22 protein-coding genes are annotated in these 25,788 nt (G+C 70.2%); 10 read left to right on the top strand and 12 right to left on the bottom strand.

All coding sequences use genetic code 11. The features are described 5' to 3' along the window. Window positions 1-313: 313 nt before the first annotated feature. On the bottom strand, window positions 314-2,791 hold the full coding sequence (locus tag ACGFNP_RS04420) for a glycoside hydrolase family 3 N-terminal domain-containing protein (protein WP_393314700.1): 2,478 nt from the start codon (window positions 2,789-2,791) through the stop codon (window positions 314-316). A gap of 383 nt (window positions 2,792-3,174) precedes the next feature. Here ACGFNP_RS04420 and ACGFNP_RS04415 point away from each other — a divergent pair, with 383 nt between their 5' ends. After that, window positions 3,175-3,792: a pentapeptide repeat-containing protein gene (locus tag ACGFNP_RS04415; protein ID WP_393314697.1), complete on the top strand. Its 618-nt coding sequence runs from the start codon at window positions 3,175-3,177 to the stop codon at window positions 3,790-3,792. Window positions 3,793-3,964: 172 nt separating this feature from the next. Here the strand turns inward: ACGFNP_RS04415 and ACGFNP_RS04410 are convergent, their stop codons facing one another. Beyond that, complete coding sequence (locus ACGFNP_RS04410) at window positions 3,965-4,819, bottom strand: helix-turn-helix transcriptional regulator (protein ID WP_393314694.1); 855 nt, start codon at window positions 4,817-4,819, stop codon at window positions 3,965-3,967. Between the two features lie 263 nt (window positions 4,820-5,082). On the opposite strand from ACGFNP_RS04410, the gene ACGFNP_RS04405 reads away from it, so the two are divergent. The 3 genes from ACGFNP_RS04405 to ACGFNP_RS04395 all read left to right on the top strand — a co-directional run bounded on the left by ACGFNP_RS04405 (window position 5,083) and on the right by ACGFNP_RS04395 (window position 6,619). Then, the gene (locus ACGFNP_RS04405) at window positions 5,083-5,721 is read left to right on the top strand and encodes an NAD(P)-dependent oxidoreductase (protein ID WP_393314691.1); all 639 of its coding nucleotides are present in this window, start codon (window positions 5,083-5,085) and stop codon (window positions 5,719-5,721) included. A gap of 86 nt (window positions 5,722-5,807) precedes the next feature. Beyond that, window positions 5,808-6,275, top strand: a complete 468-nt coding sequence (locus ACGFNP_RS04400; protein ID WP_393314688.1) for a MarR family winged helix-turn-helix transcriptional regulator — start codon at window positions 5,808-5,810, stop codon at window positions 6,273-6,275. Beyond that, window positions 6,272-6,619 (top strand): nuclear transport factor 2 family protein, encoded by a 348-nt coding sequence (locus ACGFNP_RS04395; RefSeq protein WP_358329500.1) that lies wholly within the window; start codon window positions 6,272-6,274, stop codon window positions 6,617-6,619. Before ACGFNP_RS04400 ends, ACGFNP_RS04395 begins: the two co-directional genes overlap by 4 nt. Before the next feature lie 46 nt (window positions 6,620-6,665). Here the strand turns inward: ACGFNP_RS04395 and ACGFNP_RS04390 are convergent, their stop codons facing one another. Continuing rightward, the gene (locus ACGFNP_RS04390; RefSeq protein WP_393314685.1) at window positions 6,666-7,286 is read right to left on the bottom strand and encodes a DUF2218 domain-containing protein; all 621 of its coding nucleotides are present in this window, start codon (window positions 7,284-7,286) and stop codon (window positions 6,666-6,668) included. A gap of 114 nt (window positions 7,287-7,400) precedes the next feature. Between ACGFNP_RS04390 and ACGFNP_RS04385 the strand changes: the two genes are divergently transcribed. Genes ACGFNP_RS04385 through ACGFNP_RS04375 form a run of 3 tightly spaced genes read left to right on the top strand, consistent with a single transcriptional unit; the run spans window position 7,401 to window position 9,462 of the window. Beyond that, on the top strand, window positions 7,401-7,976 hold the full coding sequence (locus ACGFNP_RS04385; RefSeq protein WP_358329506.1) for a TetR/AcrR family transcriptional regulator: 576 nt from the start codon (window positions 7,401-7,403) through the stop codon (window positions 7,974-7,976). Beyond that, window positions 7,973-8,254: a hypothetical protein gene (locus ACGFNP_RS04380; protein ID WP_393314682.1), complete on the top strand. Its 282-nt coding sequence runs from the start codon at window positions 7,973-7,975 to the stop codon at window positions 8,252-8,254. Before ACGFNP_RS04385 ends, ACGFNP_RS04380 begins: the two co-directional genes overlap by 4 nt. An 8-nt stretch (window positions 8,255-8,262) precedes the next feature. Then, entirely contained in the window at window positions 8,263-9,462 is a 1,200-nt protein-coding gene (locus ACGFNP_RS04375; protein WP_358329512.1) for an MFS transporter, read from the top strand. Window positions 9,463-9,718: 256 nt separating this feature from the next. Here the strand turns inward: ACGFNP_RS04375 and ACGFNP_RS04370 are convergent, their stop codons facing one another. From ACGFNP_RS04370 to ACGFNP_RS04350, 5 genes are read right to left on the bottom strand one after another with little or no spacing between them, the layout of a single operon-like run. Next, on the bottom strand, window positions 9,719-11,185 hold the full coding sequence (locus ACGFNP_RS04370; RefSeq protein ID WP_358329516.1) for an alpha-N-arabinofuranosidase: 1,467 nt from the start codon (window positions 11,183-11,185) through the stop codon (window positions 9,719-9,721). A 3-nt stretch (window positions 11,186-11,188) separates the two neighbouring features. Beyond that, window positions 11,189-13,312 carry a family 43 glycosylhydrolase gene (locus ACGFNP_RS04365; protein WP_393314678.1) on the bottom strand — a complete coding sequence of 708 codons (2,124 nt, stop codon included), beginning with the start codon at window positions 13,310-13,312 and terminating at the stop codon, window positions 11,189-11,191. A gap of 3 nt (window positions 13,313-13,315) precedes the next feature. Beyond that, window positions 13,316-14,125: a carbohydrate ABC transporter permease gene (locus tag ACGFNP_RS04360; RefSeq protein WP_358329521.1), complete on the bottom strand. Its 810-nt coding sequence runs from the start codon at window positions 14,123-14,125 to the stop codon at window positions 13,316-13,318. After that, window positions 14,122-15,033 carry a carbohydrate ABC transporter permease gene (locus ACGFNP_RS04355; RefSeq protein ID WP_393314675.1) on the bottom strand — a complete coding sequence of 304 codons (912 nt, stop codon included), beginning with the start codon at window positions 15,031-15,033 and terminating at the stop codon, window positions 14,122-14,124. The genes ACGFNP_RS04360 and ACGFNP_RS04355 overlap by 4 nt, the downstream gene beginning before the upstream one ends. Then, the gene (locus ACGFNP_RS04350) at window positions 15,033-16,364 is read right to left on the bottom strand and encodes an ABC transporter substrate-binding protein (RefSeq protein WP_358329526.1); all 1,332 of its coding nucleotides are present in this window, start codon (window positions 16,362-16,364) and stop codon (window positions 15,033-15,035) included. The genes ACGFNP_RS04355 and ACGFNP_RS04350 overlap by 1 nt, the downstream gene beginning before the upstream one ends. 127 nt (window positions 16,365-16,491) lie before the next feature. Between ACGFNP_RS04350 and ACGFNP_RS04345 the strand changes: the two genes are divergently transcribed. The 3 genes from ACGFNP_RS04345 to ACGFNP_RS04335 all read left to right on the top strand — a co-directional run bounded on the left by ACGFNP_RS04345 (window position 16,492) and on the right by ACGFNP_RS04335 (window position 19,462). Continuing rightward, a complete protein-coding gene (locus ACGFNP_RS04345) occupies window positions 16,492-17,541 on the top strand; it encodes a LacI family DNA-binding transcriptional regulator (protein WP_358329529.1) in 1,050 nt (349 codons plus the stop codon). 15 nt (window positions 17,542-17,556) lie between these two features. Beyond that, window positions 17,557-17,949, top strand: coding sequence for a hypothetical protein (locus tag ACGFNP_RS04340; RefSeq protein WP_358329532.1), 393 nt, complete (start codon window positions 17,557-17,559; stop codon window positions 17,947-17,949). A gap of 97 nt (window positions 17,950-18,046) precedes the next feature. Next, on the top strand, window positions 18,047-19,462 hold the full coding sequence (locus ACGFNP_RS04335; protein ID WP_393314671.1) for a dihydrolipoyl dehydrogenase family protein: 1,416 nt from the start codon (window positions 18,047-18,049) through the stop codon (window positions 19,460-19,462). Window positions 19,463-19,490: 28 nt separating this feature from the next. Here ACGFNP_RS04335 and ACGFNP_RS04330 read toward each other — a convergent pair whose 3' ends face one another. The 4 genes from ACGFNP_RS04330 to ACGFNP_RS04315 all read right to left on the bottom strand — a co-directional run bounded on the left by ACGFNP_RS04330 (window position 19,491) and on the right by ACGFNP_RS04315 (window position 25,787). After that, complete coding sequence (locus tag ACGFNP_RS04330; RefSeq protein WP_393314668.1) at window positions 19,491-20,510, bottom strand: hypothetical protein; 1,020 nt, start codon at window positions 20,508-20,510, stop codon at window positions 19,491-19,493. 371 nt (window positions 20,511-20,881) lie between these two features. Beyond that, entirely contained in the window at window positions 20,882-21,826 is a 945-nt protein-coding gene (locus ACGFNP_RS04325) for an acyl-CoA desaturase (protein ID WP_358329823.1), read from the bottom strand. Between the two features lie 494 nt (window positions 21,827-22,320). Then, window positions 22,321-23,508, bottom strand: coding sequence for an acetate kinase (locus tag ACGFNP_RS04320; protein WP_358329541.1), 1,188 nt, complete (start codon window positions 23,506-23,508; stop codon window positions 22,321-22,323). Continuing rightward, complete coding sequence (locus ACGFNP_RS04315; protein WP_393314664.1) at window positions 23,484-25,787, bottom strand: phosphoketolase; 2,304 nt, start codon at window positions 25,785-25,787, stop codon at window positions 23,484-23,486. The genes ACGFNP_RS04320 and ACGFNP_RS04315 overlap by 25 nt, the downstream gene beginning before the upstream one ends. Window position 25,788: the final 1 nt, after the last annotated feature.

Below are 25,788 nucleotides of genomic sequence, written 5' to 3'. Positions count from 1 at the left end.
GCGGGGGCCTCCCCCCCCCGCCCCCGCCCCCGCGGGGGGGGGGGGGGCGCCCGCGGGGGGGGGGGGGCCGGGCGCGCGGGGCGGGCCGGGGGGGGGGGGGGCCCCCCCCCCCCCCCCCCCACGGCGGCTAAGAGAATCATGATCAGGGACGGGGTCGTTCGCACGCGCATGGCGGGCTCCTTGACTGATCTGTCGAGATCATTGTCAATGGCACCCTATGTAGTTTTCGACGCGTCAACAATGATCTGATCCGTCACCTGCCGCGGCGCGGGCCCGCAAGCTGCGCGTTCGGCCGCCGCCGACGATGTAATTTTCAGGGTCCGCGGGCGGTCTTCAACGCGCATGCGTAGCCGGATGGCAGGCGGGTGTCGCTGGATGGGCGACTGGCCTGGAAACCGAAGGAGGTGCTCGCGCCGGGCGCGAGCGTCCCGTTGTGCGTGGCGTTGCCTGCCGTGGCGGCCTGGCCGCTCACCGTCAGGGAGGCGTTCCACGACCCGGTGATCTGATGGCCGGACGGCAGGGTGAAGGTGACGCCCCAGCCGTTCGCGGTGCTCGTGCCGGTGTTGGTCACCGTCACCTGCATGACGTAGCCGGTGCTCCACTGGCTCTGCGCCGTCGCGGTGACCGTGCAGCCGCCCGTCCCGCCGTCGGCGCGCGTGGTCACGGTGACCGTCCCCGAGCGCGGCGAGCGGTTGCCGGCGGCGTCCTTGGCGTAGACGGCGAAGGTGTGGGACGTGCTCGCGGCCAGGCCGGTGACGGTGGCCGTCGCGGTCGCGGCCGTGGCCACCGTCGTCTCGCCCGTCGGTTGCACGCGGACCACGTCGTAGCCGGTCACACCCACGTTGTCGGACGAGGCGGACCACGACAGGCTCGTGGACGAGGAGGTGATCTCGGACGCGATCGGTGTGCCGGGCGCGGTGGGCGGGCTGGTGTCGTCCTGCGGCTGCCCGTACGTCAGGCCGAAGCCGTACGGAAACAGCGGCGTCTTGCCGTCGCCCGCGTTGATCGGCTGCTGGGAGGCGCTGCTCATCCAGGTCATGGGCAGCTTGCCGGTGGGCTGTACCGTGCCGAACAGCACGTCGGCCACGCCCTGGCCCTCGGTGCCCGGCAGCCAGGCGGCCACCAGGGCGTTCCAGCCGGGTAGCTGGGCCGCGATGTCGAGCGGGCGCCCCGAGACCAGCACGACCACGACGGGCACCCCGGCCGCGCGCAGGGTGGCGATGGTGTTCAGGTCGGTGGTGTCCAGGCCCAGGCCGCCGGGGCGGTCGCCCTGGCCCTCGGCGTACGGCGTTTCGCCGACCACGGCGATCGCCACGCGATAGGAGCCGTCGATGCCGTTGCCGTCGCGGCCGTAGGTGACGGTTGTGGCCGAGCCGGCGCTGTTCCTGATGCCCTGAAGGATGGTGGTGCCGGGGGTGATGGCGCCGGACGAGCCCTGCCAGGAGATCGTCCAGCCGCCGCTCTGGTTGCCGATGTCGTCCGCGCTCTTGCCCGCCACGAAGATCTTGCCACCCCGGGCGAGCGGCAGGATGTTCCCGCCGTTCTTCAGCACGACCTGCGACTTGGCCACCGCCTCGCGGGCCAGGGCGCGGTGCGCCGAGCTGCCGACGGTCGCGGTGTAGGACCGGTCGGTCAGCGGTTTCTCGAACAGGCCGAGCTCGAACTTCTTCGTCAGGATGCGCCGGACCGCGTCGTCGACCCGGGCCGTGGTCACCCGGCCCGCCTGCACCTCGGCCCGCAGCAGGTCGATGAACCGCCGCCAGGCCGTGGGAACCATCACCATGTCGATGCCGGCGTTCACGGCCGTGCGCACGTCGAGCGCGGAGGTGCCGGCGGCGCCGTCGATCTGGTCGATGCCGTCCCAGTCGGAGACCACGAAGCCGGAGAAGCCCAGCTCACCCTTGAGCAGGGTGGTGATCAGGTACTGGTGCCCGTGCAGCTTGGCGGCGTTCCAACTGCTGAACGAGATCATCACCGAGCCCACCCCGCGCTCCACCGCGGCCTTGAACGGCGGCAGGTGGATCGCCCGCAGGTCGGCCTCAGGCAGCTGGGTGTCGCCCTGGTCCACGCCGCCCGTGGTGCCGCCGTCGCCGAGGTAGTGCTTGGCCGTGGCCAGTACGGAGGCCGGGCCGTTCAGCACGGCGCCCTGCAGGCCGGTCACGATCGTGGTCATCGACGAGGCCAGCTCGGGCGTCTCGCCGAAGGACTCGTACGTGCGGCCCCATCGGTCGTTGCGTGCCACGCACAGGCAGGGCGCGAAATTCCAGTCCACGCCGGTGCCGGAGACCTCCTCGGCCACGGCCCGGCCGACCCGCTGCGCCAGCGCGGGGTCCCGGGTCGCGCCGAGCCCGATGTTGTGCGGGAAGATCGTGGCGCCGACGACGTTGTTGTGGCCGTGCACGGCGTCGACGCCGTACAGGATGGGGATGCCCAACGGCGTGCCCAGGGCAGCGTTCTGGAAATTGTCGTACATGTCCGCCCAGGACGCGGCCGTGTTCGGGGACGGCCCGGAGCCGCCGCCCGACAGCACCGAACCGAGCCGGTACGTCGTGACGTCGGCGGCGCTGACCGAGCCGCGCTCGGCCTGCGTCATCTGCCCGAGCTTCTCGTCCAGCGACATCCGGCCCATCAGGTCGGCCACCCGGGACGGCACGGGCAGGCTCGGATCCTGGTACGGGTACGCGGCCGACGCGAAAACGGCCGGCCCGGGCCCCCCGGGAACGCTCAGCACGGCGGCGACCAGTAACGTCACGGCCGCCCGCGTCGTCCATTTCAGGCTCGCGTTTCTCATGGCCCTGGCCCGCCGTTCTTGGTCAGTGCGTCGAGGTGGAGGTTGGGAGCGCTCCCAATCTCGACTCTAGGTCACCGCTCCGCCATTCCCCTGCCCGCCCACAACCCCACCCTGGCCCGCCTGCGACACCAGCGGAAACAGCCGAGATCGGGTGAAACTTTCACTTGTCGCTTGGCCCCCGACGCGCTCAACCAGCGGGAGCGGCTGTGCGTCGCTCCGGTATCGAGCGAGCCGTGCCACATCCTGCACGCGGGCCGGAACGGTTTCTGTCGGTCGCGCATGGGAGGCTCGCGAGGACGCGGAAGGAGGGGCTTCATGGAGGCGCGGGAGATCACGGACAGCCCGGTTGTGGTCGCCGTCGAGCGAACGGAGGGCGCCGGATGATGGCCGACCGCAGACAGGGCCGTCCCGCGCTCCCGACCCGCACGGCGGTCCGATCGGCCGACTGGGACGGCCGCGACCTGGCGCAGGAGACCTACCATCAGGTCCTGTTCGTCGATGTGGACATGACGGAGCTGACGAACAGCGGCTGCGTCTTCGAGGAGTGCACGTTCAGCAGCGTCCGTTTCAACGTGTCCGAGCACGAGGACGCCATGTTCCTCAACTGCACGTTCTCGCGCTGCTCGTTCTTCGACGCGAGGTTCAAGGCGTGCAAGATGACGGGCAGCATGTTCGACGGCTGCTCCTACGGGCTGCTGAAGGTCGAGGGTGGCGACTGGTCGTTCACCGGTCTGCCCGGCGCCGACCTGCGGGGCAGCGCCTTTCACGGAGTACGCCTACGCGAGGCCGACCTGACGGGCGCCCGGCTGGAGAAGGCCGAGGTGTTGCGCTGCGACCTTTCGGGGGCGTGGCTCAACGGCGCCGACCTCACGGGCTGCGATCTGCGCGGCAGCGACCTGTCCGACCTGGACCCGTCGACCGTCACGCTGAAGAAGGCGATCATCGACTCCTTCCAGGCGACCGTGGTGGCCACCGCACTGGGCTTCGACGTCCGCGCGTAGGAGGGTCGCCTTGATGATGATCACATCGTCCCCATGGTCGCGTGCGGCGTGCCGAACGCCCGAAGAGGTCGAGGAGCGAACGGGAGTCCGCTGACTGCGGGGGCGGACGTCACCCCCGGGGGATCGAGGAGCGTGCCGGCGTCCGCGAAGCCACCGGCATCGGCAGCCTTCGTCAGCCGGTGACCGCGCGGAGGGCTCCCGGTTGGCGGCCGGTGAGGCGGTCGAGGGCGGTCGAGGTGGCCTCGTCGGCCGGCAGGTAGACGATCAGGCGCTGGCCCTCGATGTCCGGGAGGTCGAGCGTCTCGTACGACAGCCGCAGCTCGCCCGCCAGGGGATGCACCAGCCGTTGCGTCCCCGCGCGCTGGGGCAGGCCGGCCGGTTTCGACAGGCGGGTGGCGAACGGGGCGCCCGCGAGGACGGTCAGCTCCTCCGACAGGTGACGGACATGCGGATCGGCGCGGGACGACTCGATCTTGAGGCTGGCCACCTGCTCGTCCGCGACCCGCTCCCAGTCGGGGTAGGCCGCCCGCGCCCGGACATCGGTGAACACGAACCGGACGAGGCTGGGCGGCTCCCCGTCGAGCAGGCCGATGGGGGCGGCGAGACGTTCATAACCGGTGGTGTGGGCGAGTATCTCGCCCAGCCGGTTGACGAGAATGGCGGGCGCCGGCTCAAGCCGGTCGAGCAGGGCTCGTACGGTGGGCCGGACGACGCGGGCCGGCGGGATGGCGGACGGGCAGAGGGAGTCGCCGTCGACGACCTTGGACAGGCGGCGCAGGTGGAGGCGTTCGGCCGAGCCGAGGCGCAGGGCGTCGGCGAGGGCGCCGAGCACCTGGCTCGAAGGGTGGCGGTCGCGGCCCTGCTCCAGGCGCGCGAGGTATTCGACGCTGATCCCGGCCAGGGTGGCCAGCTCCGAGCGGCGCAGGCCGGGCGTGCGCCGCCGGGTGCCGCTGGGCAGCCCGGCCTCGGCAGGCGTGATGGCCTCGCGTCGGGCACGCAGGAAGGCGCCCAGCTCGTTCGTACTCACGCCACGGACACTACCGGCCCGGCTCCGGCGGATCGTGGCCCTGTCAGTGCCCGCCTTCCAGGGAGGTGGACGGCGCATACATGACAAAGACGCAGATTCCCAAGCCCGCGGTGCTGATCGGCAGGGCCGATTCGGCCGCGCGGTGGGTCACCGAGTAGGGCTCGCCGCTGAGAGCCGGGCGCGCCGGCGACCACCGGCACTTCGGACTTGACGGGTTGGTGAGTACTCACTCACGATAGGCGATGAGCTGAGGAGGATCCACCATGAAGCTGACGATCTTCGGAGCTACCGGAGGCACCGGCGTCGAGCTGCTTCGTCAGGCGCTCGCCGCCGGGCACGAGGTGACCGCGGTGGTCCGCGATCCCCGGCGGCTGCCCGCCGACCTGCTGTCCGGTCTCGACATCCGCCAGGCCGACCTGATGGACCCCGACGCCATCGCGCCCACCGTGAAGGACCGCGATGCCGTACTGTCCGCGATGGGCTCCCGCGGTCGGGCGCCCACGACGGTGTGCGCCGACAGCATCAGCGCCATCGCCACGGCGATGGCGCTCGGCCGCACCCGGCGCCTGCTCATGACCAGCGCCGGCGGCCTCGTGACCGACGCGGGCGACGGAGTGATCGTCCGGTACGTGGTCAAGCCGCTCATCGTGCAGCGGCTCTTCAAACACTCCTATGCCGACCTGCGCGAAGCCGAACGGCGGCTGCGGGCGACGAACCTTGACTGGACCATCGTCCGGCCGAGCCGCCTGACCGACGCCGGACTGACGGGCCGTTACCGCACAGCGTGGGACACCAATCTCAGGGGCGGCCTCAGTACGACCCGCGCCGACCTGGCGCACTGCCTGCTCGCGCTGGCCGCTGATCCCGCGTCGGTGCGCCACGCCGTCTCGGTGGCCTCCTAATTCTTGACGCCGCATACTCTTGATGCCATCAAGAGTTGTTGATAGAAAGAGTAGAGGTGATCGTTCCGATGGCAGAAAGATGAGGCGTGGAGACTTCCGAGGACCGGTTCTTCCGCGAGTTGGGCGGCGCCTGCGCCGAGATGCGCCAGGCGTTCGCGCGGCATGTGGGGATGAGTTCGTCCAGGCTTCAGCTGCTGATGCGGCTGTGGAGGAACGGGGAGACCAGCCACAGCGATCTGCGTCAGGCCCTGTCTCTCGACGGGGCGAGCGTCACCCGGCTGATCAAAGAGTTCGAGGCCGAGGGGATGGTCGGCCGCCGCATCGATCCGGCGGACAACCGTTACACGCTGGCGAGCCTGACACCCGTCGGCGAACGAGCCGCCGCCGACCTCGAGCGGTCTCATCAGGCCTACCAGGTGCGGCTGCTCGACGGCATCCCCGCGCATGAACGGGAGATCGTCCTGAGCGCCCTGGAGCGCTTGCGCGCCACCATGGCCGGGATCGACCCGGCCGCCGGGCCGAAAGCCCGCCCTGAGACAGGAACGAGCAAATGACCGACGACGTAAGGGCCGTTGGGCGGCGCATGTACGAGGCGTTCAACACCCAGGACTTCGGGGCCGCCGAGGGGATCTTCTCGGCGGATTTCGTCAGCCACCCGTTGGGCACCACGGGCGTGGAAAGCGTCACCCGAGCGTGGACGCGGTTCCACGAGAGGTTCCCCGACGTCCGGGTGGTCGTCGAGGACATGCTCGTCGACGGGGACAAGGTCGCCGTCCGCACCACCTTGCGCGGGATCCCGGCCGACGCCGTCGAGCAGCGTCCGCCGACGATGCTGGAGATCTTCCGAGTGCGGGACGGGCGCATCGCCGAGTTGTGGGGCGTGTCCACACTGAGGTGACCGCCCGGTGGGGAGAGCTGTACTGACCGCGTGACGCGGCCTTCCTTCAGCCGCCGTCGGGCGTCTTGGCGGCCTTGCGGCGCCGGAAGCCGAAGCGGGCCAGGGCGATGAACGCGACCTTCAGGACGACCAGCGCCACGACGACGTTGGCGGCCATGCCGGTCCACGCCGAGTTCGCCACGACGGTGCCGGCCAGCCCGACATGCAGGCCGATGATCACGACCACGGCCGCCGCGAGCAGGATCGCCTGGAGGTTGGAGCGCAGCCGGCCTCGCCGGCGCGTGGGTGTCAACGTCTCCGGAGCGTCGGAGGTCTCGGACCGATGCCAGGTCACGGTCAGCGGATCGCGTTGGCTGAAGCGCTCGAAGTCCCGGCTGACGACGTCCCGGATCTGACGTAGGCCGTCTTCATCGGCGGCCTCGATGAGCAGTGTAAGGGCGCCGGCCTCGGCGGTGAGCGTGCACCGGCCCCACGGGACGAAGGTGACCGTCCCGTCGGTGTCGGACCATTCAGCGGTGACCTGCAACTCGCGGCGGGCCATCATGCCGCGCAGGTGCATGCGCGGCGTGTGACCGCCGCCGCGGCCCATGGCGGCGGCGTGCTTGCAGAACTGGACGAGGTACCGGCTCGCACGCTCGGTCTCGATCTGGGCTGTCAGGGTCGGCATCGCATTCCTTCTGGTCGCCGGGGTGGCGTTCTGCCGACATCAGATTTATCGATACATACTGTCTCTGTCAACGTCACTATGTTTCGGTCATCAACGGCATGTACGATCGAGGCCGTGCCCAAGTTGTGGAACGAGACGATCGACAAGCATCGCGCCGCGGTGCGGGACGCGGCCCTGGACGCCATGGCCACGCTGGTGGCGGAGCACGGCCTGGTCGCGTTGACGATGTCGCAGATCGCCGAGCGGGCCGGCATCGGCCGGGCGACGCTGTACAAGTACTTCCCCGACGCCCACGCCGTCCTCACCGCCTGGCACGAACGTCAGATCACCACGCACCTCGACCAACTCGCCGCCGCCGCCGAGCCCGCTGACCCGGCACTTGCACGCCTGCAAGCTGTCCTGGAGACCTACGCGCGGATCCAGCACCACTCGGCGGCGGCCCACCACGGCGGCGAACTCGCCACGCTGCTGCACCGCGACGAGCACGTCGACCGCGCGCGGCGACGACTACGCGACTTCGTTCAGGGTCTGCTCGCCGAGGCCGCCAGGGCGGGTGAGGTGCGCGACGACGTACCGGCTGATGAACTGGCCGACTACTGCCTGCACGCCCTCACGGCGGCCGGCGCCGCCCCCGGCCACGACGCGATCCACCGCCTGGTCGCCGTCACCCTGGCCGGACTACGTCCATGACCGCTCCGAAAAACTGGTGCCGCACCCGCTCGCACAACTCCTGGGGTGCGGCTTCGTCGAGCGAGGTGGCGGGCGTCGGCGTCGGTGCGCTGGACGCTATGGTCCAATATGTGCGCACAATGAAGCGGGGTATGACGCCGCAGTTCACGACACCGATCGAGGACCCGCTGATGATGCGGCGACTCGCCGCCCGCACGTTCGCCTCGCACGATCCCACCGACACCAAGAACGTCTACATCGGCGAGCTACCGTCGCCCGCGTCCATCATGCGCTTCTGATGGGGGGCGTGACCGTAGAGGCCGGCGCGCCTCCGGCCCGGGCGCTCAACTCCACGTTGATCGTGGTGTGCCAGAGCATGCAGGGTCTCGCCTTCGGGGCTATCGCCCTGTTCCTCCCGCTCATCCGGCACGACCTCGGCATCAGCCCCTCGCAGGCGGGGCTGCTGGCCGCCTCCGGCACATTCACGTACGCGCTCATGCAGATCCCGTCCGGGTATCTCTCGGACAGGTTCGACACCAAACGCCTGTTCGTGGTGGGCCTGCTCGGCGTCAACGTGCTCTCGCTCACCTTCTCCCTGCTCGACTCCTATGGCTGGTTGCTGGCGAACCAGGCGGTCTCCGGAGTGTTCCGGGCACTGGTGTTCGCACCTGGGCTCATGCTGATCAGCCGCCAGTTCCGCGAGGATCGCCGGGCCACGGCCATGGGCCTCTACGTGGCGGGCGGATTCTCCTCCAACATCCTGCTCAACGCGCTCGGCCCGGTGCTGGTCGGTCCATTGGGCTGGCGCTGGCTGATGGTGCTCTTCGCGGCCACCGGCATGCTGGTTGTGCTGGCCTTCGCCAAGCTGGGCGACTCGGCCCCGCCCAAGGCCGATGCCAGGCCGCCGACCTGGGCGGACGCCCGCGAGCTCCTGTCTCACCGTGCCGTGTGGCTGAGCGGCTTCATCCAGTTCGTCCGCCTCGCGGTGGTCACCGGGATGGCGTTCTGGTTACCCAGCCTCATCGTCGAGGAAAAGGGCTACTCCCTGGGCATGGCCGGCGTCGTCGTGGCCATCGGAGCGGCGGTCACGGCCCCGTCCAACTTCCTCGGCGGCTGGGTGTCCGACCGCCTCGGCCGGCCCCTGGCCGTCGTCGGAACCTCCCTGGCCATGCTGGCCGTCACGATCTTCCTGATCCCCTTCGTCGACACTCTCCCCGCGCTGATCGCGGTGATCGCGGTGAACTCGATCTTCCTTCAGCTCTACTTCGGGCCGCTGTTCGCCGTGCCGCTGCAGTACGTCGGCACCGCCAACACGGGCCTGGTCACAGGCTTCAGCAACTTCTGCGCCAACCTCGGGGGAGTGGTCTTCTCCTTCGGGCTGGGCGCGTTCAAGGATGCGACCGGCTCCTTCGACGGCGGCCTGTGGACACTGGCCGGTCTGTGCGCCGCCGCCCTGTTGGTCACGTGGCTGATCTCCCGCCTCCCTACGGAAAGGACATCTCGCTGAGCACCGCATTCAGCCCGGCGGCAGAGATGGACACCCGTCGCCTCCGCCATGTCCTCGACCCGGACGTCGGGGGGGGGGGGGGGGGGGGGGGGCGGGGCGGGGGGGGGGGCCCGCCCCCGGCCCCCCCCCCGCCGCCCCACCCCCCCCCCCCCCCCCCCCCCCCCCCCCCCCCCCCGCCGGCGGGCGCGCCCCCCCCCCCCCGGCCGCCGCCCCCCCCCCCCCCCCGACAGAGCAGTAGCCCGGTCATGCCTCCGGTCTACAGGTCGCACTCCGCGAGAATCATCGTCCACGAGGCGGCGGGCAGCCGCGCCGTCAGCCGGTCACCGTCAGCCTGTACGGTCAGCGGCCGCGGAAGGGCCTCCACCCGGTGCGGGTCGTCCCCGGCGGCGATCACCGAGGCCGACACCGGCCTGACCGCCGCCGGGAGCCGGACGGTGAGGTCGAGGTCCTGGTCGGGCGACCGGTTGACGGCGAACAGCGCCACCTGGGACCCGTCGACGGTGGCCACCGCCGACAGCGCGGGCGCCTCGCCGTACCGTTCGGTCTCCAGGAGCGGTCCGGACGGCTCCACCCGCAGCACGGTGCCGCGCGCGTGCCGGGCCGTCAGCGCGAACGGGTGGAAGATCGTCTGACGCCAGGCCGGGCCGCCGGGCTCGGTCCTGATCGGCGCGATGATGTTGGCGAGCTGCGCCTGGCAGGCGATGCTCACCCGGTCGGCGTGCCGCAGCAGCGTGATCAGGAAGTCGCCCACCACCACGGCGTCGGCGGCGGTGAAGGTGTCCTCGATCAGCTCCGGCGCCTCCTGGAACGGCGAGCGCTCGCGCCCGGTGAACCGGCTCTGGTTCCAGACGTTCCACTCGTCGAAGGACAGGTTGATCTTCTTCGTGCGCCGGAGTTTCGCCCCGATGTGGTCGGCCGTGGCCACGATGGCCGAGATGTAGCGATCCATGTCCACGGCGCTGCAGAGGAAGCCGGGCAGGTCGCCGTTCTCCTCGTAGTAGTTGTGCAGCGACAGGTAGTCGACCGCGTCGTAGGCGTGTTCGAGCACGGTGGCCTCCCACGCGCCGAACGTCGGCATCCCGCTGTTGGAGCTGCCGCACAGCACCAGCTCAAGGTCGGGGTCGACGAGCCGCATGGCCTTGGCGGTCTCGTTGGCGAGCCGTCCGTACTCGTGCGCGGTCTTGTGGCCGATCTGCCAGGGTCCGTCCATCTCGTTGCCGAGACACCAGAGCTTGATCCCGTACGGGTCGGTCACTCCGTGTTTGACGCGCAGGTCCGACCACTGCGTACCCGAGGGGTGGTTGGTGTATTCGAGCAGGTCACAGGCCTCCTGGATACCCCGGGTGCCGAGGTTGACGGCCATCATCGGCTCCACCCCGGCGGCCCGGGTCCAGGTCATGAACTCGTTGAGCCCGAACGCGTTCGTCTCGATCTGCCGCCAGGCCAGGTCCAGCCGGGAGGGCCGGTCGGGGCCGACGCCGTCCTCCCAGCGGTAGCCGGAGACGAAGTTGCCTCCCGGGTAGCGGACCACGCTCACGCCCATCTCGCGGGTCAGCTCCAGCACGTCGGTGCGGAAGCCGTTGTCGTCCGCCGCCGGGTGCCCCGGCTCGAAAATGCCGGTATAGACGCACCGGCCCATGTGCTCGACGAACGAGCCGAACAGGCGCCGGTTGACGGGGGCGATGCGGAAAGAGGGGTCAAGGGTCAGGTGTGCTTGCGGCACAGGTCAGGCTCCTCGGTAGACGCGTACGTAGTCGAAGTCGGCGTTGACGGCCGGCTGGGCCCCTCCGTGGGCGACCAGGCCGATGCGCACGGCCGTTTCCTTGGGGAAGGTCCACACGCCGCCCCAGGTCCAGGTCTTGCCGTCGCGGCTGGATCCGGCGCGGAACTCGTGCTCCCCGTTGGCCGGGTCCACGTGGTGCGCCAGCCGCAGCCAGGTGGTCTTGGCCGGCGGGCCGACGATGTTGCCGCCGTAGGACAGGCGGCCGGCGAAGGTCAGCTCGCGGCCGTACTCGACCTGGCGGGTGTTCCAGATGGCGACCTGGGACAGGCGGGCGAAGTCGTCGTCGGAGGCGTAGGCGACCAGGCCGGCCTGCTGGTAGTTGCGTACGGCGTCCTCGCCCAGGTCGAGCGTGACCTTGGTCTCCACGACGTAGTCGCCCTTGGGGGCCTCGCGCAGCAGCACCGACGCCTTGTTGCCGGCCCCGACCAGGTCGGCGCCCTGGACGGGCCAGCGCAGCACGCCCTCCTCGATCTTGGTTGCGGCGTCCTGCCGCACCCAGGTCCAGCGGGAGTCGAGCGGCCCGTTGAACTCGTCGGTGTCCAGCAGCCTGCCCGTACGCGGCGTCGGCGCCGCCTTGGTGACGGCCTTGAACAGCGGGGCGGCGGAGACGTTGTCGAAGTCGGCGCCCCCGTCGGCGACCAGCCCGATCGGGCCGTTCGCGCTGCCCGTGACGGTGACGCTCGCCCGCGGGTCACGGAGCCGGGCCTCGGTCACCTCGGCGGTGATCGTCCGTCCCTTGACGGTGACGGCCAGGTTGTGCCAGGTCGCGGTCCCTCCGGGCAGCGCCACCGTACGGGACGCGCCACCCGAGGTAAGCGTCAACCCGTCGCGCGAAACGACCGCGGTCGTGCCGCCGAGGCGAATCCCGGCGGACTTGTCCGTCCTGAGGTCGGTTTCGACGCGGACGTCCCCGCCGAGCGACTTGCGGCTGATGAGCGTGCCCTGGCCATGGACATGTCCATCCTGTACGGTCCAGCCGGCCGTGTTCCGCCAGCCCGACAGATCGCCCGCGAACCGATCGTCCACGACGCCGCGGGTCACCGGCGTCTCCCGCGACTGCTCGGAAGGCCCGGCCCCCGCACGCACGGCCGGCCAGCCGTCGATCCAGTCCAGCCGGTCCAGCAGCATGGGCCGCTCGTTGATCCCGTATGGCTCGTCCAGGAACGGGTCGCTTCGATCGATGGCGTGGTAGAGCATCCAGTCCTGACCGGAAAGGTCGGTGAGCTGGGCATGGTGGCCGGTGCCGATGAAGCGGTTGCCGTTCTGGTCCAGGACGGGGGTGCCACCGGCGCGCGAGGCCAGCAACGGCACGCCCTCGCGGTCGACGAACGGGCCGCGCGGGCTGGTCGAGCGCCCGGCCAGCACCGAGTAGCCGGTGGTCGGCCCGGCGCAGCAGTTCGCCGAGGAGCCGAGCAGGTAGTAGAAGCCGTCGTGGCGCACCACGTACGCGCCCTCGAACTTGTTGTCGATCGCGACCTGCTGCGGCTGCCCGGTGGCGTGCAGCCCGTCGGCGGACAGCTCGGTCACCCACAGGCCGCCGAAGAACCCGCCGAAGTACAGGTACTTGCGCCCGTCCACGTCGGTGAACTGCGAGGGGTCGATCGTGTTCCAGTACGAGTTGCCGGAGGGGCGCGGGGCGACCACCGGGGCGTCGAGGTGCGTCCACGGCCCGGTCGGCGTGGGCGCCGTGGCGGCGCCGATCGAGTAGTCCCAGTTGGCGGGCGTGGTGGCGGTGTCGGTGACGGTGAAGTACATGACGTACCGGCCGTCGAGGTAACGGATGTCCGGCGCCCAGAACAGACTGCCCGGCGCCGCGTACGACGGCAGGTTGTCCGGCCCGAACGCGTCGCCCACGTAGGTCCAGTTGACCAGGTCGCCGGAGCGGGCGATCGGCAGGTTGTGCAGGACCTTCTCGCCCTCGCGCAGCGGGTCCGACGTGCCGTAGGAGTACCAGTAGCCGTCCTGGCCGCGGATCACCGACGGGTCGGCGAACGTGTCGGAGAAGGAGCCGGACACCGGATTGGTGAACAGGGACAGGAGCAGCGTGGCGATGACAGCCAGGTGCATAGGTCAGCCTTTCAGGCCGCTACGGGAGATGCCTTCGATGACGTACCGCTGGGTCAGACTGAAGAGGATCAGGACGGGGATGCTGGCCAGCACCGCGCCCGCCATGATCACCGGATAGTGGATCGTGTACGCGCCCTGAAGGATCGACAGGCCCGGCGGCAGCGTGAAGTACTCGGGACTGAAGATCACGTAGATGGGCCAGATGAAGTCGTTCCAGTTGGACAGGAAGCTCAGCACGGCCAGCGTGGCCAGCGCGGGCCGCGACAGCGGCAGCGTGATCCGCCAGAAGATGTGCCAGTGGTTGGCGCCCTCCATCAGCGCGGCCTCGTCCAGCTCACCCGGCAGGCCGAGGAAGAACTGCCGCAGGAAGAACACCCCGAACGCGCCCGCCGCCCCCGGCACGATGAGCGCCGTCAGGCTGTCCAGCCAGCCGAGCTGGTCGACGATCAGGAACTGCGGGATGAGGAAGACGAACCCCGGCACCAGCAGCGTGCCGACGATCACCCCGAACATCAGCTTCTTGCCGCGGAACTCCAGCCTGGCCAGCGCGTACGCGGCCAGCGACGACACCACGAGCACCAGCAGCATGTGCCCGGTGGCGGCGATGACACTGTTGGCGAACCAGCGCAGCACCGGCGTGTCCGTGGTGCCCTGGAAGACCGTCCCGTACGCGGACGTCGTCGGCTCGGCGGGCAGCAGCGTGGGCGGCACCTGGGTGGCCTCGGTCTGCGTCTTGAACGACACGCCCAAGGCCCACACCAGCGGCCCCACGAACAGCACGGCGAGGGCCAGCAGGCCCGTGTAGCGCTTCATGACCGGGTCCTGAACAGCCGGAAGTTGGCCACGCTGACCAGGATCAGCAGCAGCGTGAGCAGGTAGCTCATGGCCGAGGCGCTGCCCATCTTGTACTCCCTGAGCCCCTGCTGGAGCATGTACATGATCGCGGTCCGCGTGTCTCCGCCCGGCGCGCCCTGGGTCAGCAGGTACGACTGCCCGAACATGTTCGCCGAGGCCAGGATCGTCGTCGTCACCACGAACAGCGCGACGGGCCGCAGCCCCGGCAGCGTGACGTGGACGAACTCGCCCCACCGCCCCGCGCCGTCCATCTTCGCCGCGTCGTACAGCTCGCGCGGGATGTCCTGCATCCCGGCCAGGTAGATCACCGCGTTGAACCCGAGCGTCCACCAGACCGTCACCCCGACCAGCGCGATCCAGGCCCACGGCGTCGCGGTGGTCCAGGGGATCGGCGTGCCGAGTATCCAGTCGACCAGGCCGAGGTTCGGGTCGAGCAGCAGCCGCCACATCAGGCACACCACCGCCACGCCCAGCACGAACGGCGCGAAGAACAGCCCCCGGAACAGCGTCCTGCCCCGGAAGGGCCGGTTGAGCAGTAACGCCACCCCGAGCGGCAGCACGACCAGGAACGGCACGCTGAACACGGTGAAGATCCCGGTCGCCCGCATCGACATCCAGAAGTCGCCGTAGACGGGCGACTGGTCGTCGAACAGCGCCGTGTAGTTGTCCAGGCCGACGAACGGCTTGCCCTCGAGCATGTAGTCCCAGTCGTGCAGGCTCACCCAGATTCCGAACAGGGCCGGGGCCAGCACGAACACGGAGAACAGGATCAGGTACGGCGCCAGGAACAGGTACGGCGTCGCCTTGCCCGATCGGGGAACGCGCACCTCCCGCCCCACCGTCTCTTCCGCTGAGATCGCGACCATCAGGCGCCGTACTTCTTCCGGTTGGCCTCAAGGATCTTGTCGGCCTTGGCGGCGGCCTCCGTGAGCGCGTCCTTGGGGCTCTTCTTGAGCAGGATCGCCGCGTTGATCGCCTGGTCGACGACCGCGGAGGCGTCCCCGATGCCCGCCACCGACGGAAGGAAGTACAGGTAGTCGATCTGGGTGCCGATCGTGGCCTGCTCCTTCAGCGCCGCGAACTCCGCGCCGTCGCGGATCGACTTGCGGGCCGGCACCTGGCCGCCCTTGGCCCACTCCAGCGAGTGGCCGCTGATCCAGTTGATGAACACCTTGGCCGCGGTCAGCTTGTTCTGGTCGGGCGTCCGCTGCTTGAACACCACGAACTGGTGCGAGCCCGCCCACGCCGCCGGCTTCGATCCGATCTGCGGGAGCGGCGCGACGCCCCACTCCAGGTTCTTGATCTCCTTGAGCGTGTTGATGGACCAGATGCCGTTCCAGTTGAAGGCGGCCTTGCCGTTCTGCAGGGCGATGAAGTCGGCGTCCTGGCCGACGTTCTTGGGGCTGTAGCCCTTGTTGACGAGGTCGACGAGCCAGGTCAGGGCCTGCACGCCGGGGTCCTCGGCGAAGCGCGAGACGCCGGCGTCGTCGGCGAAGAGCTGGCCGCCGTTCTGGTAGAGCAGCGTCCCGAACTGCATGCTTCCGGTGAACGGGAACGGCGTGGCCCAGTGCCCCTGGATGCCCGCCTTCTTCAGCGCCTCCAGCGCCGCGATGTACTCCTCGCCGGACTTGGGCGGCTGCTCCGGGTCGAGCCCGGCCTTCTTCATGACCGTCTTGTTGTAGAACATGCCGAGCGGGTGCACGTCGAGCGGGATCGAGTAGCGCGCGCCCTTGTAGACGCCGGCCTTCCAGACCGGCGGGGAGAAGTCCGCCTCGGTGAGGCTGAGCGCGTTGGCCACGTCGTCGAGGGGCAGGACCACCTGCCGTGCCGCGTTGGTGGCGACGCTGTCGACGTGCATGATGCCGAGGTCAGGGCCTTGACCCGCGGAGACGGCCGCGGGGACCTTCGCGTAGTAGTCGGCCCACTGGTAGACGTTCATCGACACCTGGATGTTCGGGTGCTCGGCGTTGAACTGGTCCACCAGCTTCTTCATGAACGGGCCGTCGCCGCCGGTGAAGCCGTTCCAGAACTTCAGCGAGACCGAGGGCCCGGTGTATTCGGTGGCCGCCGCCGTGGTGGCCGGCGCCTGCGCCTGCTTGGGGCCGCCGCCGCCTCCGCCGCAGCCCGCGGCGCCGATGACCAGCGCACCGAGGCCCAGGCCCAGTACGCGTCGCCTGGAAAGGTCGTTTTGGGACATGCCAGATCACTCCTGACCGTGAGGTTACGGACGTTCTACATCGTTGGTTCCAACGTTGTAAATTGGTTGGCGCAAGTTCGTTACATCGTTGTAAAGAAGGTAGGGTGCCGATGGCGAAAGGGGCAGGGTGCGGCCGAGGCTGAAGGATGTCGCCGAGCTGGCCGGGGTGTCGATCAAGACCGTGTCCAACGTGGTCAACGACTATCCCCATGTCAGCGGCGAGACACGCGCCCGGGTGGAGGCGGCGATAGCCGAGCTCTCCTACCGGCCTAACCTGTCGGCGCGCAGCCTGCGCGCGGGCCGCTCCGGCGTGGTCGCGCTGGCGGTGCCCGACCTGGACAACCCCTACTTCGCCGAACTGGCCACGAACGTCATCGAGGCGGCCGACCGGCGAGGCTGGACCGTGCTCATCGACCAGACCCAGGGCGACCGGGCCAAGGAACGCGTGGTGATCTCCGGGATCCGCGACCACCTCATCGACGGGCTGCTGTTCAGTCCGCTCGCGCTCACGGCCAAGGACCTGGCCGGGCGCGACGATCGTACGCCGATGGTGCTGCTCGGGGAGCGCATCGGGACGGGCCGCTCGCCGTACGATCATGTCGGCATCGACAACGTGGCCGCCGCGCGGGCGGCCACCCTGCACCTGGCCGAGCGCGGCAGGCGCAGGATCGCCGCCATCGGCGTGCAGCGCACGGCCGCCGCCGTGACGGGCCGCCTGCGGCTGAAGGGCTACCAGCAGGCGCTCGCCGAGGCCGGCGTCCCCGCAGACCCGTCACTGGTCGCGCTGGTGGCGCGCTGGGGGCGCGCCGACGGCGCCGAGGCCATGAGCCGCCTGCTCGACTCCGGCCCGCCGGACGCGGTCTTCTGCTTCAACGACACGCTCGCGCTGGGCGCCCTGCGGACGCTGCTCAAACGGGGGTACGACGTGCCGGGCGACGTGATGGTGATGGGGTTCGACGACATCGAGGACGGCCGGTTCGCCACGCCCACACTGTCGACCGTGGCGCCCGACAAGGCGCTGATCGCGCAGTCGGCGGTGGACCTGCTGGCCGAGCGGCTGAGCGGCGAGACGGACAAGGCACACGAGGTGTGCGTGCCGCATCGACTGGCATTTCGGGAGAGTACGGATTTGCCGGAGCTGTGTGCGTCGGAGAGCCCGCATGAGAGGGCGGTGTGAGGGCAGCAGGACGAGGTGAACCCCGCACGGTACGACCCAGCGAACCTGGAAGATCTGATCCGGCAAGAGTTAACGAACGCGGGATTCACCGTCGAGCCACCGAAGCCGCCCGGATCCAACGGGCCGTCCGGGACGCCGGGCGACGGCGGTCTCAGCCTCCGGCACGAGCCCGGTCGCGGTGTTGTCGTCTCGTGGGAGGCCTCTCCCGATCTCGCCAGAGCCGGCACGGTGAAGTACGAGACCATCCGCACCGCCGTACAGCTCGCCGTGCGGACGATCCTCGTACAGGCCGGGTTCCGGGTGGTCGGCGACTTCGGCGGCAGCGAGATGCTGGTCATCGCCAACCCGCCCGGTACGGCGTTCGAGCGGGGGGACTGGCCGCCCGGAGCGATGTCCGAGCAGAACTGAGCCGGGCCGACCTCCCTTGGCGATGGTCGAAGGGCACCGGTGGGAGACTGCTGGGAAGAGCCGCGACAGCGTGGCGAGCGTTATGGGAGAGGTAGGCATGACCGACGAGTTCGACGTCATAGTGATCGGCGCCGGTCCTGCCGGCGAGAACGCCGCGGCCAGAGCCGTGCGCGGCGGCCTGACCGCCGCCATCCTGGAGGACCGCCTGGCCGGCGGCGAATGCTCCTACTGGGCCTGCATCCCGAGCAAGGCCCTGCTGCGCCCGATAGATCTGGCGGCCGAGGTGAGCCGGGTGCCGGGCCTGTCGCTCGGCCCGATCGAGGTGAGCAAGGTGCTCGCCCGGCGCGACGAGGCGGTGTCGCACTTCGACGACTCGGGGCAGGTCGGGTGGATCGAGAGCGTGCCCATCGAGTTCGTGCGGGGCAGGGGACGGCTCGACGGTGTCAAGCGGGTGCGGGTGACCCCGCGAGACGGTGGAGCGGAACGCGTGCTCACCGCGCGGCACGCCGTCGTGCTGGCCACCGGCAGCACCGCCCTGGTCCCCCCGATTCCGGGGCTGGCCGAGGCGAAGCCCTGGACCAGCCACGAGGTCACGGCCGCCAAGGAGGTGCCGGAGCGGCTGGTCGTCCTCGGTGGCGGAGTCGTCGCCTGTGAGATGGCGCAGGCCATGCACGGGCTCGGCGCACGGCAGACCACGGTCCTGGTACGCGGCGGGTCGCTGCTGTCCAAGCTGGAGCCGTTCGCCGGCGAGCTGCTGGCCGAGTCGTTCGCCGAGGCCGGGATCGACGTGCGGACCCACACGGGGATCGCCCGCGTCGAGCGGCCGGAGCCCGGCGGCAAGGTCACCGTGCACCTGGCCGAGGGCCCGCCGCTGGAGGCCGACGAACTCCTGGTGGCCACCGGCAGGGTGCCCGCCACCGCCGACCTGGGGCTCGACACCGTCGGCCTGCCGGGCGGCCGCACCGTCGAGGTCGACGACAGCATGCGGGCGACGGCCGTCGAGGGCGGCTGGCTGTACGCGGTCGGCGACGTCAACGGCCGCGCGCTGCTCACGCACATGGGCAAGTACCAGGCGCGGGCCTGCGGCGACGTCATCGCGGCGCGCGCCAAGGGCGGCGACGACACTCTCCCCGCGATGCGCGACATAGCGGACGAGTACGGGGCGCCGCAGGTGGTGTTCACGGACCCGCAGATCTGCGCGGTCGGCCGCACCGAGGCCGCCGCCCGCGAGGCCGGGTTCCCGGTGCGGGTGGTCGAATACGACCTGGGCAAGGTCTCGGGGGCCTACCTCCTGGGCGACGGCTATCGCGGCCGGGCCAAGGCGGTCGTGGACGAGGAGCGGCGGGTGCTGCTGGGCGTCACGCTGGCCGGCCCCGGCGCGGCCGAGCTGCTGCACGCGGCGACGATCGCGGTCACCGCCGAGGTGCCGCTCGACCGGCTCTGGCACGCGGTCCCGTCGTTCCCCACGGTCAGCGAGATCTGGCTGCGCCTCCTGGAGGAGTACGGGCTCTGACCCGCGTACTCGAACCTGGCCGGTGGGGTCAGGCGGGTGCGATGGTCTCGGCGGTGCGCCACAGGCCGGGCAGCGCGTCCAGCACGTGCTGCCCGCGCCGCCGCCGGTCGGCGAAGGTCTCGGCACCGAGGTCGGCGAGCAACTCGCGGAACCCCTCCTCGTACGCCTCGCCTGACACCCCCGCCAGTGCCAGCTTCTTCAGGCACCGCGCGTACGTCGCCACCAGCCAGAAGACCGCCTCCCGGGGCAGGCCGCGCGCGATGAGCTCCCGGCTGCCGTCGATCGACAGCGGCCGGGCCGCCTCGCTGATGTCCGACGAGAACGGGTATGACGCCGCCCGGACGTCCTTGGCCGCGTCGAACACCTTCTCCAGCGCCCCCAGATGCCGCTCCACGCGCGCCGCCCCCATCCCCGCACAGCCGAGCAGCTCCAGCAGCGCCTCGTGGTGATCAAGCATCCCGTGTACGGCCAGCAACTCCCGGACGGCCTCGTACCGCCGGCGCACCGTGGGGTTCCGCAGCCCGGCGACGAGCAGCACGTGGGTCGTGATCCCCGTGCCGAACAGCCACGACATCACCTGGTCGGCCGGCGGCGCCGCCTCGTCCATGGCGGCGATCACGCGTCGCACGCCGTCCATCGCGGCGCCACACCGCTGGAGCACCCGCCGCCGGTCGGCGAACTCGCGGGACACCACCTCATGCAGCTCGGTCAGCCGCCCGCTCGGATCGGCCAGCACCCCGGGCAGGTGGAAGCTGCCCGCCAGGTGGTAGTCGCCCAGGACACCTTCCGCCGATGCCAACCGCTCGGCCGACATAAACGAAATTTCCAACAACACGCCGCCGTATCGCATCTTGCCGGGCTTGACCGGCGGCTCCGCGACGTCCAGCACCACCATCACGTCCACATCGGAGCTGGCGGCCAGAACCGCGTCCGCCGGCGACCACAACACCGACCCGGTCAGAAAGGCCCCACCGAACCCCGGCAGCCCGGCCCCGACCTCGGCCACCCACCGCCGCGCGACCTCCCTGGCCACCCCGACCCGCATCACCACACCACCCTACCGGCGCTTGGGTGAGGGTCCAGGGAGTTGAAGGAACGCCACGAACGCGGCCAAGCCTGGCAGGCGTGTGCGGCGCCCGGCGGGGGTGAATGTCAGTGCGGCGCGCATGACGCCGGACGGCGCGCATGGAGAAGTGCGGCGCGCGTGACGCCGGACGGCGCGCATCTGGAAGCGCAGCGTGCATGGCCCGCGCCATGCACATGGGCAGTGCGGCGGGCATGACGCTGGGCGGGGCGCAGTGCCCACGCGTGCACGGCGCGCATGTGGGAGCGCGCCGTGCAGGACATCCTCGCCCCGTCCGTGAGCCGGGGGAGGGGCGAGGGATTTCAAGGGGCGCCGGAGAACCGGGCGCCCCGGGCCTAGCGGCGAGCCCGTAGGGGCGCGCCGACCTCATGAAGGTGCCGCATCGCCTGCCCCCAGGAGGCCAGCAGACCGCACTCGACGTACGCCACCCCCAGCGACTCACAGTGCTCCCGCACCAGCGGTTGCGCCTTGCGCAGGTTGGGGGTCGGCATGCCGGGGAACAGGTGGTGCTCGATCTGGAAGTTGAGCCCGCCCAGCGCCGTGTTGACCACGCGGCCCCCGCGTACGTTGCGGGAGGTGAGCACCTGACGGCGGAGGAAGTCCAGCTCGTCCTCGGCGGTGAGCACCGGCATGCCCTTGTGGTTGGGGGCGAACGTGCAGCCCAGGTACACGCCGAAGCACGCCTGGTGCACGACCAGGAACAGCAGCGCCTTGCCGACAGGCAGGACCGCGAACACGCCACCCAGGTAGAGGACGAAGTGCGCGAGCAGCAGCAACCCTTCGGCGGTCCGGTTCTTGAGCCCTTCGCGGCGCAGGCCCCGGACGCTGGAGATGTGCAGGTTGAGACCCTCCAGGGTCAGCAACGGGAAGAAGAGGAACGCCTGCCACCGGCCGACGAGCCTGGGCAGTCCCCGGCTCGCCTCGGCCTGCTTGATCGACCAGAGCAGGATGTCGGGCGCGACGTCCGGGTCGTGGTCCTCGTGGTTGGGGTTGGCGTGGTGGCGGGTGTGCTTGTCCTGCCACCATCCGTAGCTGAGCCCGATGCCGAGGTTGCCGACCAGCAGGCCCGCGTTCGCGCTGGTGCGCCGGGACGGGAACACCTGCCCATGGGCCAGGTCGTGCGCCAGCAGGGCCACCTGGCCGAACGTCGCCGCGAGGAACACCGCGATCAGAAGCTGCCACCAGGAGTCGCCTACCAGGGCGAACGCCACCCAGCCTGCCGCGAAGAGGCCCATCACCACACTGATGCGCGCGGCATAGTAGACGGGTCGTCGTTCCATGAGGCCCGCCTGAGCCACCCGGCGTGACAGGCGGGCGAAGTCGCTCCCCCTCTCTTCCGAGGCCGTGGCGGCGCGAGTAGTGCTCACGTCAGTCACAGATTCTCCGATGCTCCAGACTCGATTGCTGATCGTTCGCTATTAGCATTTCGGGATAACCGAGATCGCGAAGTCCTGCTGTCACCCGTCTTGGAGGTAGGGCTGGCCCTACCTCCGCGACTCGCCGAGGTCAGGAGATACGCTTCGCGAGCCATGACGGGTTTGGGGCTCCAGGACTTCGGTGAGTGGATCCGCGTGCCGGCCGCCCACTTCGACGGTGGTGCCGTACCCGATCAGCTGCTGGATGCGGCGGAACAGGTCATCTAGTGCGAGACGATCGAGCCGGCCTTCATAGGGGAAGAGCCGGCGCCTGCCGCCGCGGCAGCGGGCGCTGCCGATCCTATGCGACGTACTCGGCTGGTCCGCGCAGGCACAACAGCGTCCGGCGGCGAAACAGGTCACAGACGGATCAGTGCGAGCGCCTCGCTGGCGATCTCCCATTCCTCGTCCGTGGGTACGACCAGCACGGCCACCTCCGACTCCGGTGTGGACACCCGCCGCTCGTCCGTCTCGGCGGCCTCGTTGCGTGCAGGGTCCAGGGCGATGCCGAGGCGGTTCAGCCCGGTCAGCGCGGCGGCGCGGGTGGCCGGGTCGTGTTCGCCGACGCCGCCCGTGAACACGATCGCGTCCACCCGGCCGAGCAGCGCGTAGTAGGCCCCGACGTACTTCCTGATCCGGCGGCCGTAGATGTCCAGCGCGAGCCGCGCCCGCTCGTCGCCTTCGCCGGCGCGGTGCCGGGCCTCTCGCATGTCGCCGGTGCCGGCGAGCGCGAGCAGGCCGCTGCGGCGCGACAGCTCCTCTTCGGTCCGCGCGACGTCCATGCCGCCCGCGCGGGCCAGGTAGCCGGGCAGCGCGGGGTCCACGTCACCGGAACGGGTGCCCATGACCAGCCCCTCCAGCGGCGTCAGCCCCATGGAGGTGTCGACGCTGCGGCCGCCCTCGATCGCGGTGGCGCTCGCGCCGTTGCCGAGGTGCAGCACGATCAGGTTCGTCCGCGCCGGATCCCGCTCCAGCAGCGCCGCCGCCCGCGCCGACACGTACGCGCAGGAGGTGCCGTGGAAGCCGTAGCGCCGCACGCCGAGCCGGTCACGCCAGTCGAGCGGGACGGCGTAGGTGTACGCCTCGGGCGGCAGCGTCCGGTGGAAGGCGGTGTCGAACACGGCCACCTGCGGCACGCCGGGAAAGGCCTCGCGGGCCACCCGGATGCCGGTGAGGTTCACCGGATTGTGCAGCGGCGCGAGCGGCGACAGCTCGCCGATGGCGCTGATCACGTCGTCGTCCACCAGGACCGCCTCCTGGAAGCGGGTCCCGCCGTGCACCACCCGATGCCCCACCGCCACCGGATCGAGCGCGGGCCCCGCGTCGGTGAAGGCCGCCAGCATGGCGGCCAGCCCCTCCGCGTGATCGCCGAAGCGTTCCTTCCGCTCGTACGGCGGGCCGTCGCCGGCGTGATGCGTCAGCAGCCCCTCCTCCTCCCCGATCCGCTCCACCAGCCCCCTGGCCGGGCGGGCCCGCGACTCCACGTCCACCAGCTCGTACTTGATAGAGGAGGAGCCGGTGTTCAGGACGAGAATCTGTCCGGCCATGTCCACTCCTGGATGTCGGGGGCGTCCTCGCCGTGCTCACGGGTGTAGGCGCGGGCGCGCAGGCGGGCGTCGGTCATCCGCTGGCGCAGGTGGGCCTGTTTGGCGCCGAGCCCGGGGGTGCGGTCGATGACGTCCATGACCAGGTGGTAGCGGTCGATGTCGTTGAGCATGGCCATGTCGAAGGGTGTGGTGGTGGTGCCTTCTTCTTTGTAGCCGCGGACGTGCAGGTTGGTGTGGCCGTGGCGGCGGTAGGTGAGGCGGTGGATGAGGGAGGGATAGCCGTGGAAGTTGAAGATGACGGGTTTGTCGGTGGTGAACAGGGTGTCGTATTCGGCGTCGGGCAGGCCGTGGGGGTGTTCTGAGGGGGGTTGCAGGCGCATGAGGTCGACGACGTTGATGACGCGGACGCGGAGGTCGGGCAGGTGTTCGTGGAGCAGGGCGGCGGCGGCGAGGGTTTCGAGGGTGGGGACGTCGCCGGCGCAGGCGAGGATGACGTCGGGGTCGTTGCCTTGGTCGGTGGAGGCCCAGGGCAGGATGCCGAGGCCGCGGGTGCAGTGGGCGATGGCCTGGTCCATGGTGAACAGGTCGAGGACGGGTTGTTTGCCAGCCACGATGACGTTGATGTAGTCGCGTGAGCGTAGGCAGTGGTCGCCGACCGACAGCAGGGTGTTGGCGTCCGGCGGCAGGTAGAGACGCACCACGGAGGCTTTCTTGTTGACCACGACGTCGAGGAAGCCGGGGTCTTGGTGGGAGAAGCCGTTGTGGTCTTGGCGCCAGACGTGCGAGGACAGCAGGTAGGTGAGGGAGGCGATGGGCCGCCGCCAGGGGATCTTCTGGGAGGATTCCAGCCATTTGGCGTGCTGGTTGAACATGGCGTCGATGATGTGGATGAACGCCTCGTAGCAGGTGAACAGCCCGTGCCGCCCAGTGAGCAGGTAGCCCTCGAGCCAGCCTTGGCACAGGTGCTCGCTCAGCACCTCCATGACCCGGCCGCCGGGGGCCAGGTCCTCGTCGGTCGGTTCGAGCTGGGCGTTCCAGGCCCGGTCGGTGACCTCGAACACGGCTGACAGGCGGTTGGAGGCGGTCTCGTCCGGGCCCATGAGGCGGAAGGTGCGCGGGTTGGCGGCGATCACGTCGCGTAGCAGCCTGCCGAGCACCCGGGTGGGTTCGGTGGACTGGGTGGCGGGGGTTTTGACGTCGATGGCGTGGTCGCGGAAGTCGGGCAGCCGTAGTGGTTCGAGGTTTTCGCCGCCGTTGGTGTGCGGGTTGGCGCTCATCCTGCGGTCGCCCGGGGGCACGGTCTCCAGGATCGACGCCGTTGGGCGGCCGTCGTCGTCGAAGAGTTCCTGGGGGCGGTAGGAGCGCATCCACTCTTGCAGCATCGCCAGGTGTTCGGGGTTCTCCCGTACGTTGGCCAGCGGCACTTGGTGGGCTCGCCAGGTGCCTTCCACCGGCAGTCCGTCGACGACGCTGGGTCCGGTCCAGCCTTTCGGGGTGCGCAGGATGATCATGGGGAGCCGGTCGGAGCGGCCCTGCCGGTGGTCGGTGATCTGGTCGAAGACGGTGTCGAGGGTGTCGGCCATCTGCTGGTGGTCGGGGCCGACCAGGTGGGGGCGGTAGCCGTAGCCTTCCATCAGGGCGAGCAGGTCTTTTTCGGGGATTCTGGCCAGGATGGTGGGGTTGGCGATCTTGTAGCCGTTCAGGTGCAGGATCGGCAGGACGGCGCCGTCGCGGGCAGGGTCGAGGAGTTTGTTGGAGTGCCAGCTGGCGGCCAGGGGTCCGGTCTCGGCTTCGCCGTCGCCGATGATGCAGGCGACGACCAGGCCCGGGTTGTCGAAGGCGGCGCCGTAGGCGTGGGCGAGGGAGTAGCCGAGTTCGCCGCCTTCGTGGATGGATCCGGGTGTCTCGGGGGCGACGTGGCTGGGGATGCCGCCGGGGAAGGAGAACTGGCGGAACAGCCGGCGCATCCCGGCGGCGTCCTGGGAGATGTCGGGGTAGCGCTCGGAGTAGGTGCCTTCCAGCCAGGCGTGCGCGACCGCGGCGGGGCCGCCGTGGCCGGGGCCGGCGATGTAGATCAGGTCTTGGTCGCGTTCGCGGATGATCCGGTTGAGGTGGGCGAAACAGAAGTTCAGTCCGGGTGTGGTGCCCCAATGGCCCAGCAGGCGGGGTTTGATGTGCTCTGGGGTCAATGGCGTTGTTAGTAGTGGATTGTCCAGCAGATATATCTGGCCCACCGACAGATAGTTCGCCGCGCGCCAGTAGGCATCTATTCGCTCCATG

This window comes from Nonomuraea sp. NPDC049269 (genome assembly GCF_043197155.1).
Lineage (GTDB): Bacteria > Actinomycetota > Actinomycetes > Streptosporangiales > Streptosporangiaceae > Nonomuraea.
The sequence above is the reverse complement of the archived record's forward strand: the minus strand, read 5'-3'. Positions and strand labels throughout refer to the sequence as shown.

What these genes read in the sequence shown, in the direction of transcription:
- ACGFNP_RS04360 (WP_358329521.1), bottom strand. Translation starts at nt 14,125, where the DNA reads ATGAAGCGCTACACGGGCCTGCTGGCCCTCGCCGTGCTGTTCGTGGGG.
- ACGFNP_RS04405 (WP_393314691.1), top strand. Translation starts at nt 5,083, where the DNA reads ATGAAGCTGACGATCTTCGGAGCTACCGGAGGCACCGGCGTCGAGCTG.
- ACGFNP_RS04390 (WP_393314685.1), bottom strand. Translation starts at nt 7,286, where the DNA reads ATGCCGACCCTGACAGCCCAGATCGAGACCGAGCGTGCGAGCCGGTAC.
- ACGFNP_RS04315 (WP_393314664.1), bottom strand. Translation starts at nt 25,787, where the DNA reads ATGGAGCGAATAGATGCCTACTGGCGCGCGGCGAACTATCTGTCGGTG.
- ACGFNP_RS04395 (WP_358329500.1), top strand. Translation starts at nt 6,272, where the DNA reads ATGACCGACGACGTAAGGGCCGTTGGGCGGCGCATGTACGAGGCGTTC.
- ACGFNP_RS04350 (WP_358329526.1), bottom strand. Translation starts at nt 16,364, where the DNA reads ATGTCCCAAAACGACCTTTCCAGGCGACGCGTACTGGGCCTGGGCCTC.
- ACGFNP_RS04325 (WP_358329823.1), bottom strand. Translation starts at nt 21,826, where the DNA reads ATGGAACGACGACCCGTCTACTATGCCGCGCGCATCAGTGTGGTGATG.
- ACGFNP_RS04365 (WP_393314678.1), bottom strand. Translation starts at nt 13,312, where the DNA reads ATGCACCTGGCTGTCATCGCCACGCTGCTCCTGTCCCTGTTCACCAAT.
- ACGFNP_RS04320 (WP_358329541.1), bottom strand. Translation starts at nt 23,508, where the DNA reads ATGGCCGGACAGATTCTCGTCCTGAACACCGGCTCCTCCTCTATCAAG.
- ACGFNP_RS04415 (WP_393314697.1), top strand. Translation starts at nt 3,175, where the DNA reads ATGGCCGACCGCAGACAGGGCCGTCCCGCGCTCCCGACCCGCACGGCG.
- ACGFNP_RS04335 (WP_393314671.1), top strand. Translation starts at nt 18,047, where the DNA reads ATGACCGACGAGTTCGACGTCATAGTGATCGGCGCCGGTCCTGCCGGC.
- ACGFNP_RS04420 (WP_393314700.1), bottom strand. Translation starts at nt 2,791, where the DNA reads ATGAGAAACGCGAGCCTGAAATGGACGACGCGGGCGGCCGTGACGTTA.
- ACGFNP_RS04380 (WP_393314682.1), top strand. Translation starts at nt 7,973, where the DNA reads ATGACCGCTCCGAAAAACTGGTGCCGCACCCGCTCGCACAACTCCTGG.
- ACGFNP_RS04355 (WP_393314675.1), bottom strand. Translation starts at nt 15,033, where the DNA reads ATGGTCGCGATCTCAGCGGAAGAGACGGTGGGGCGGGAGGTGCGCGTT.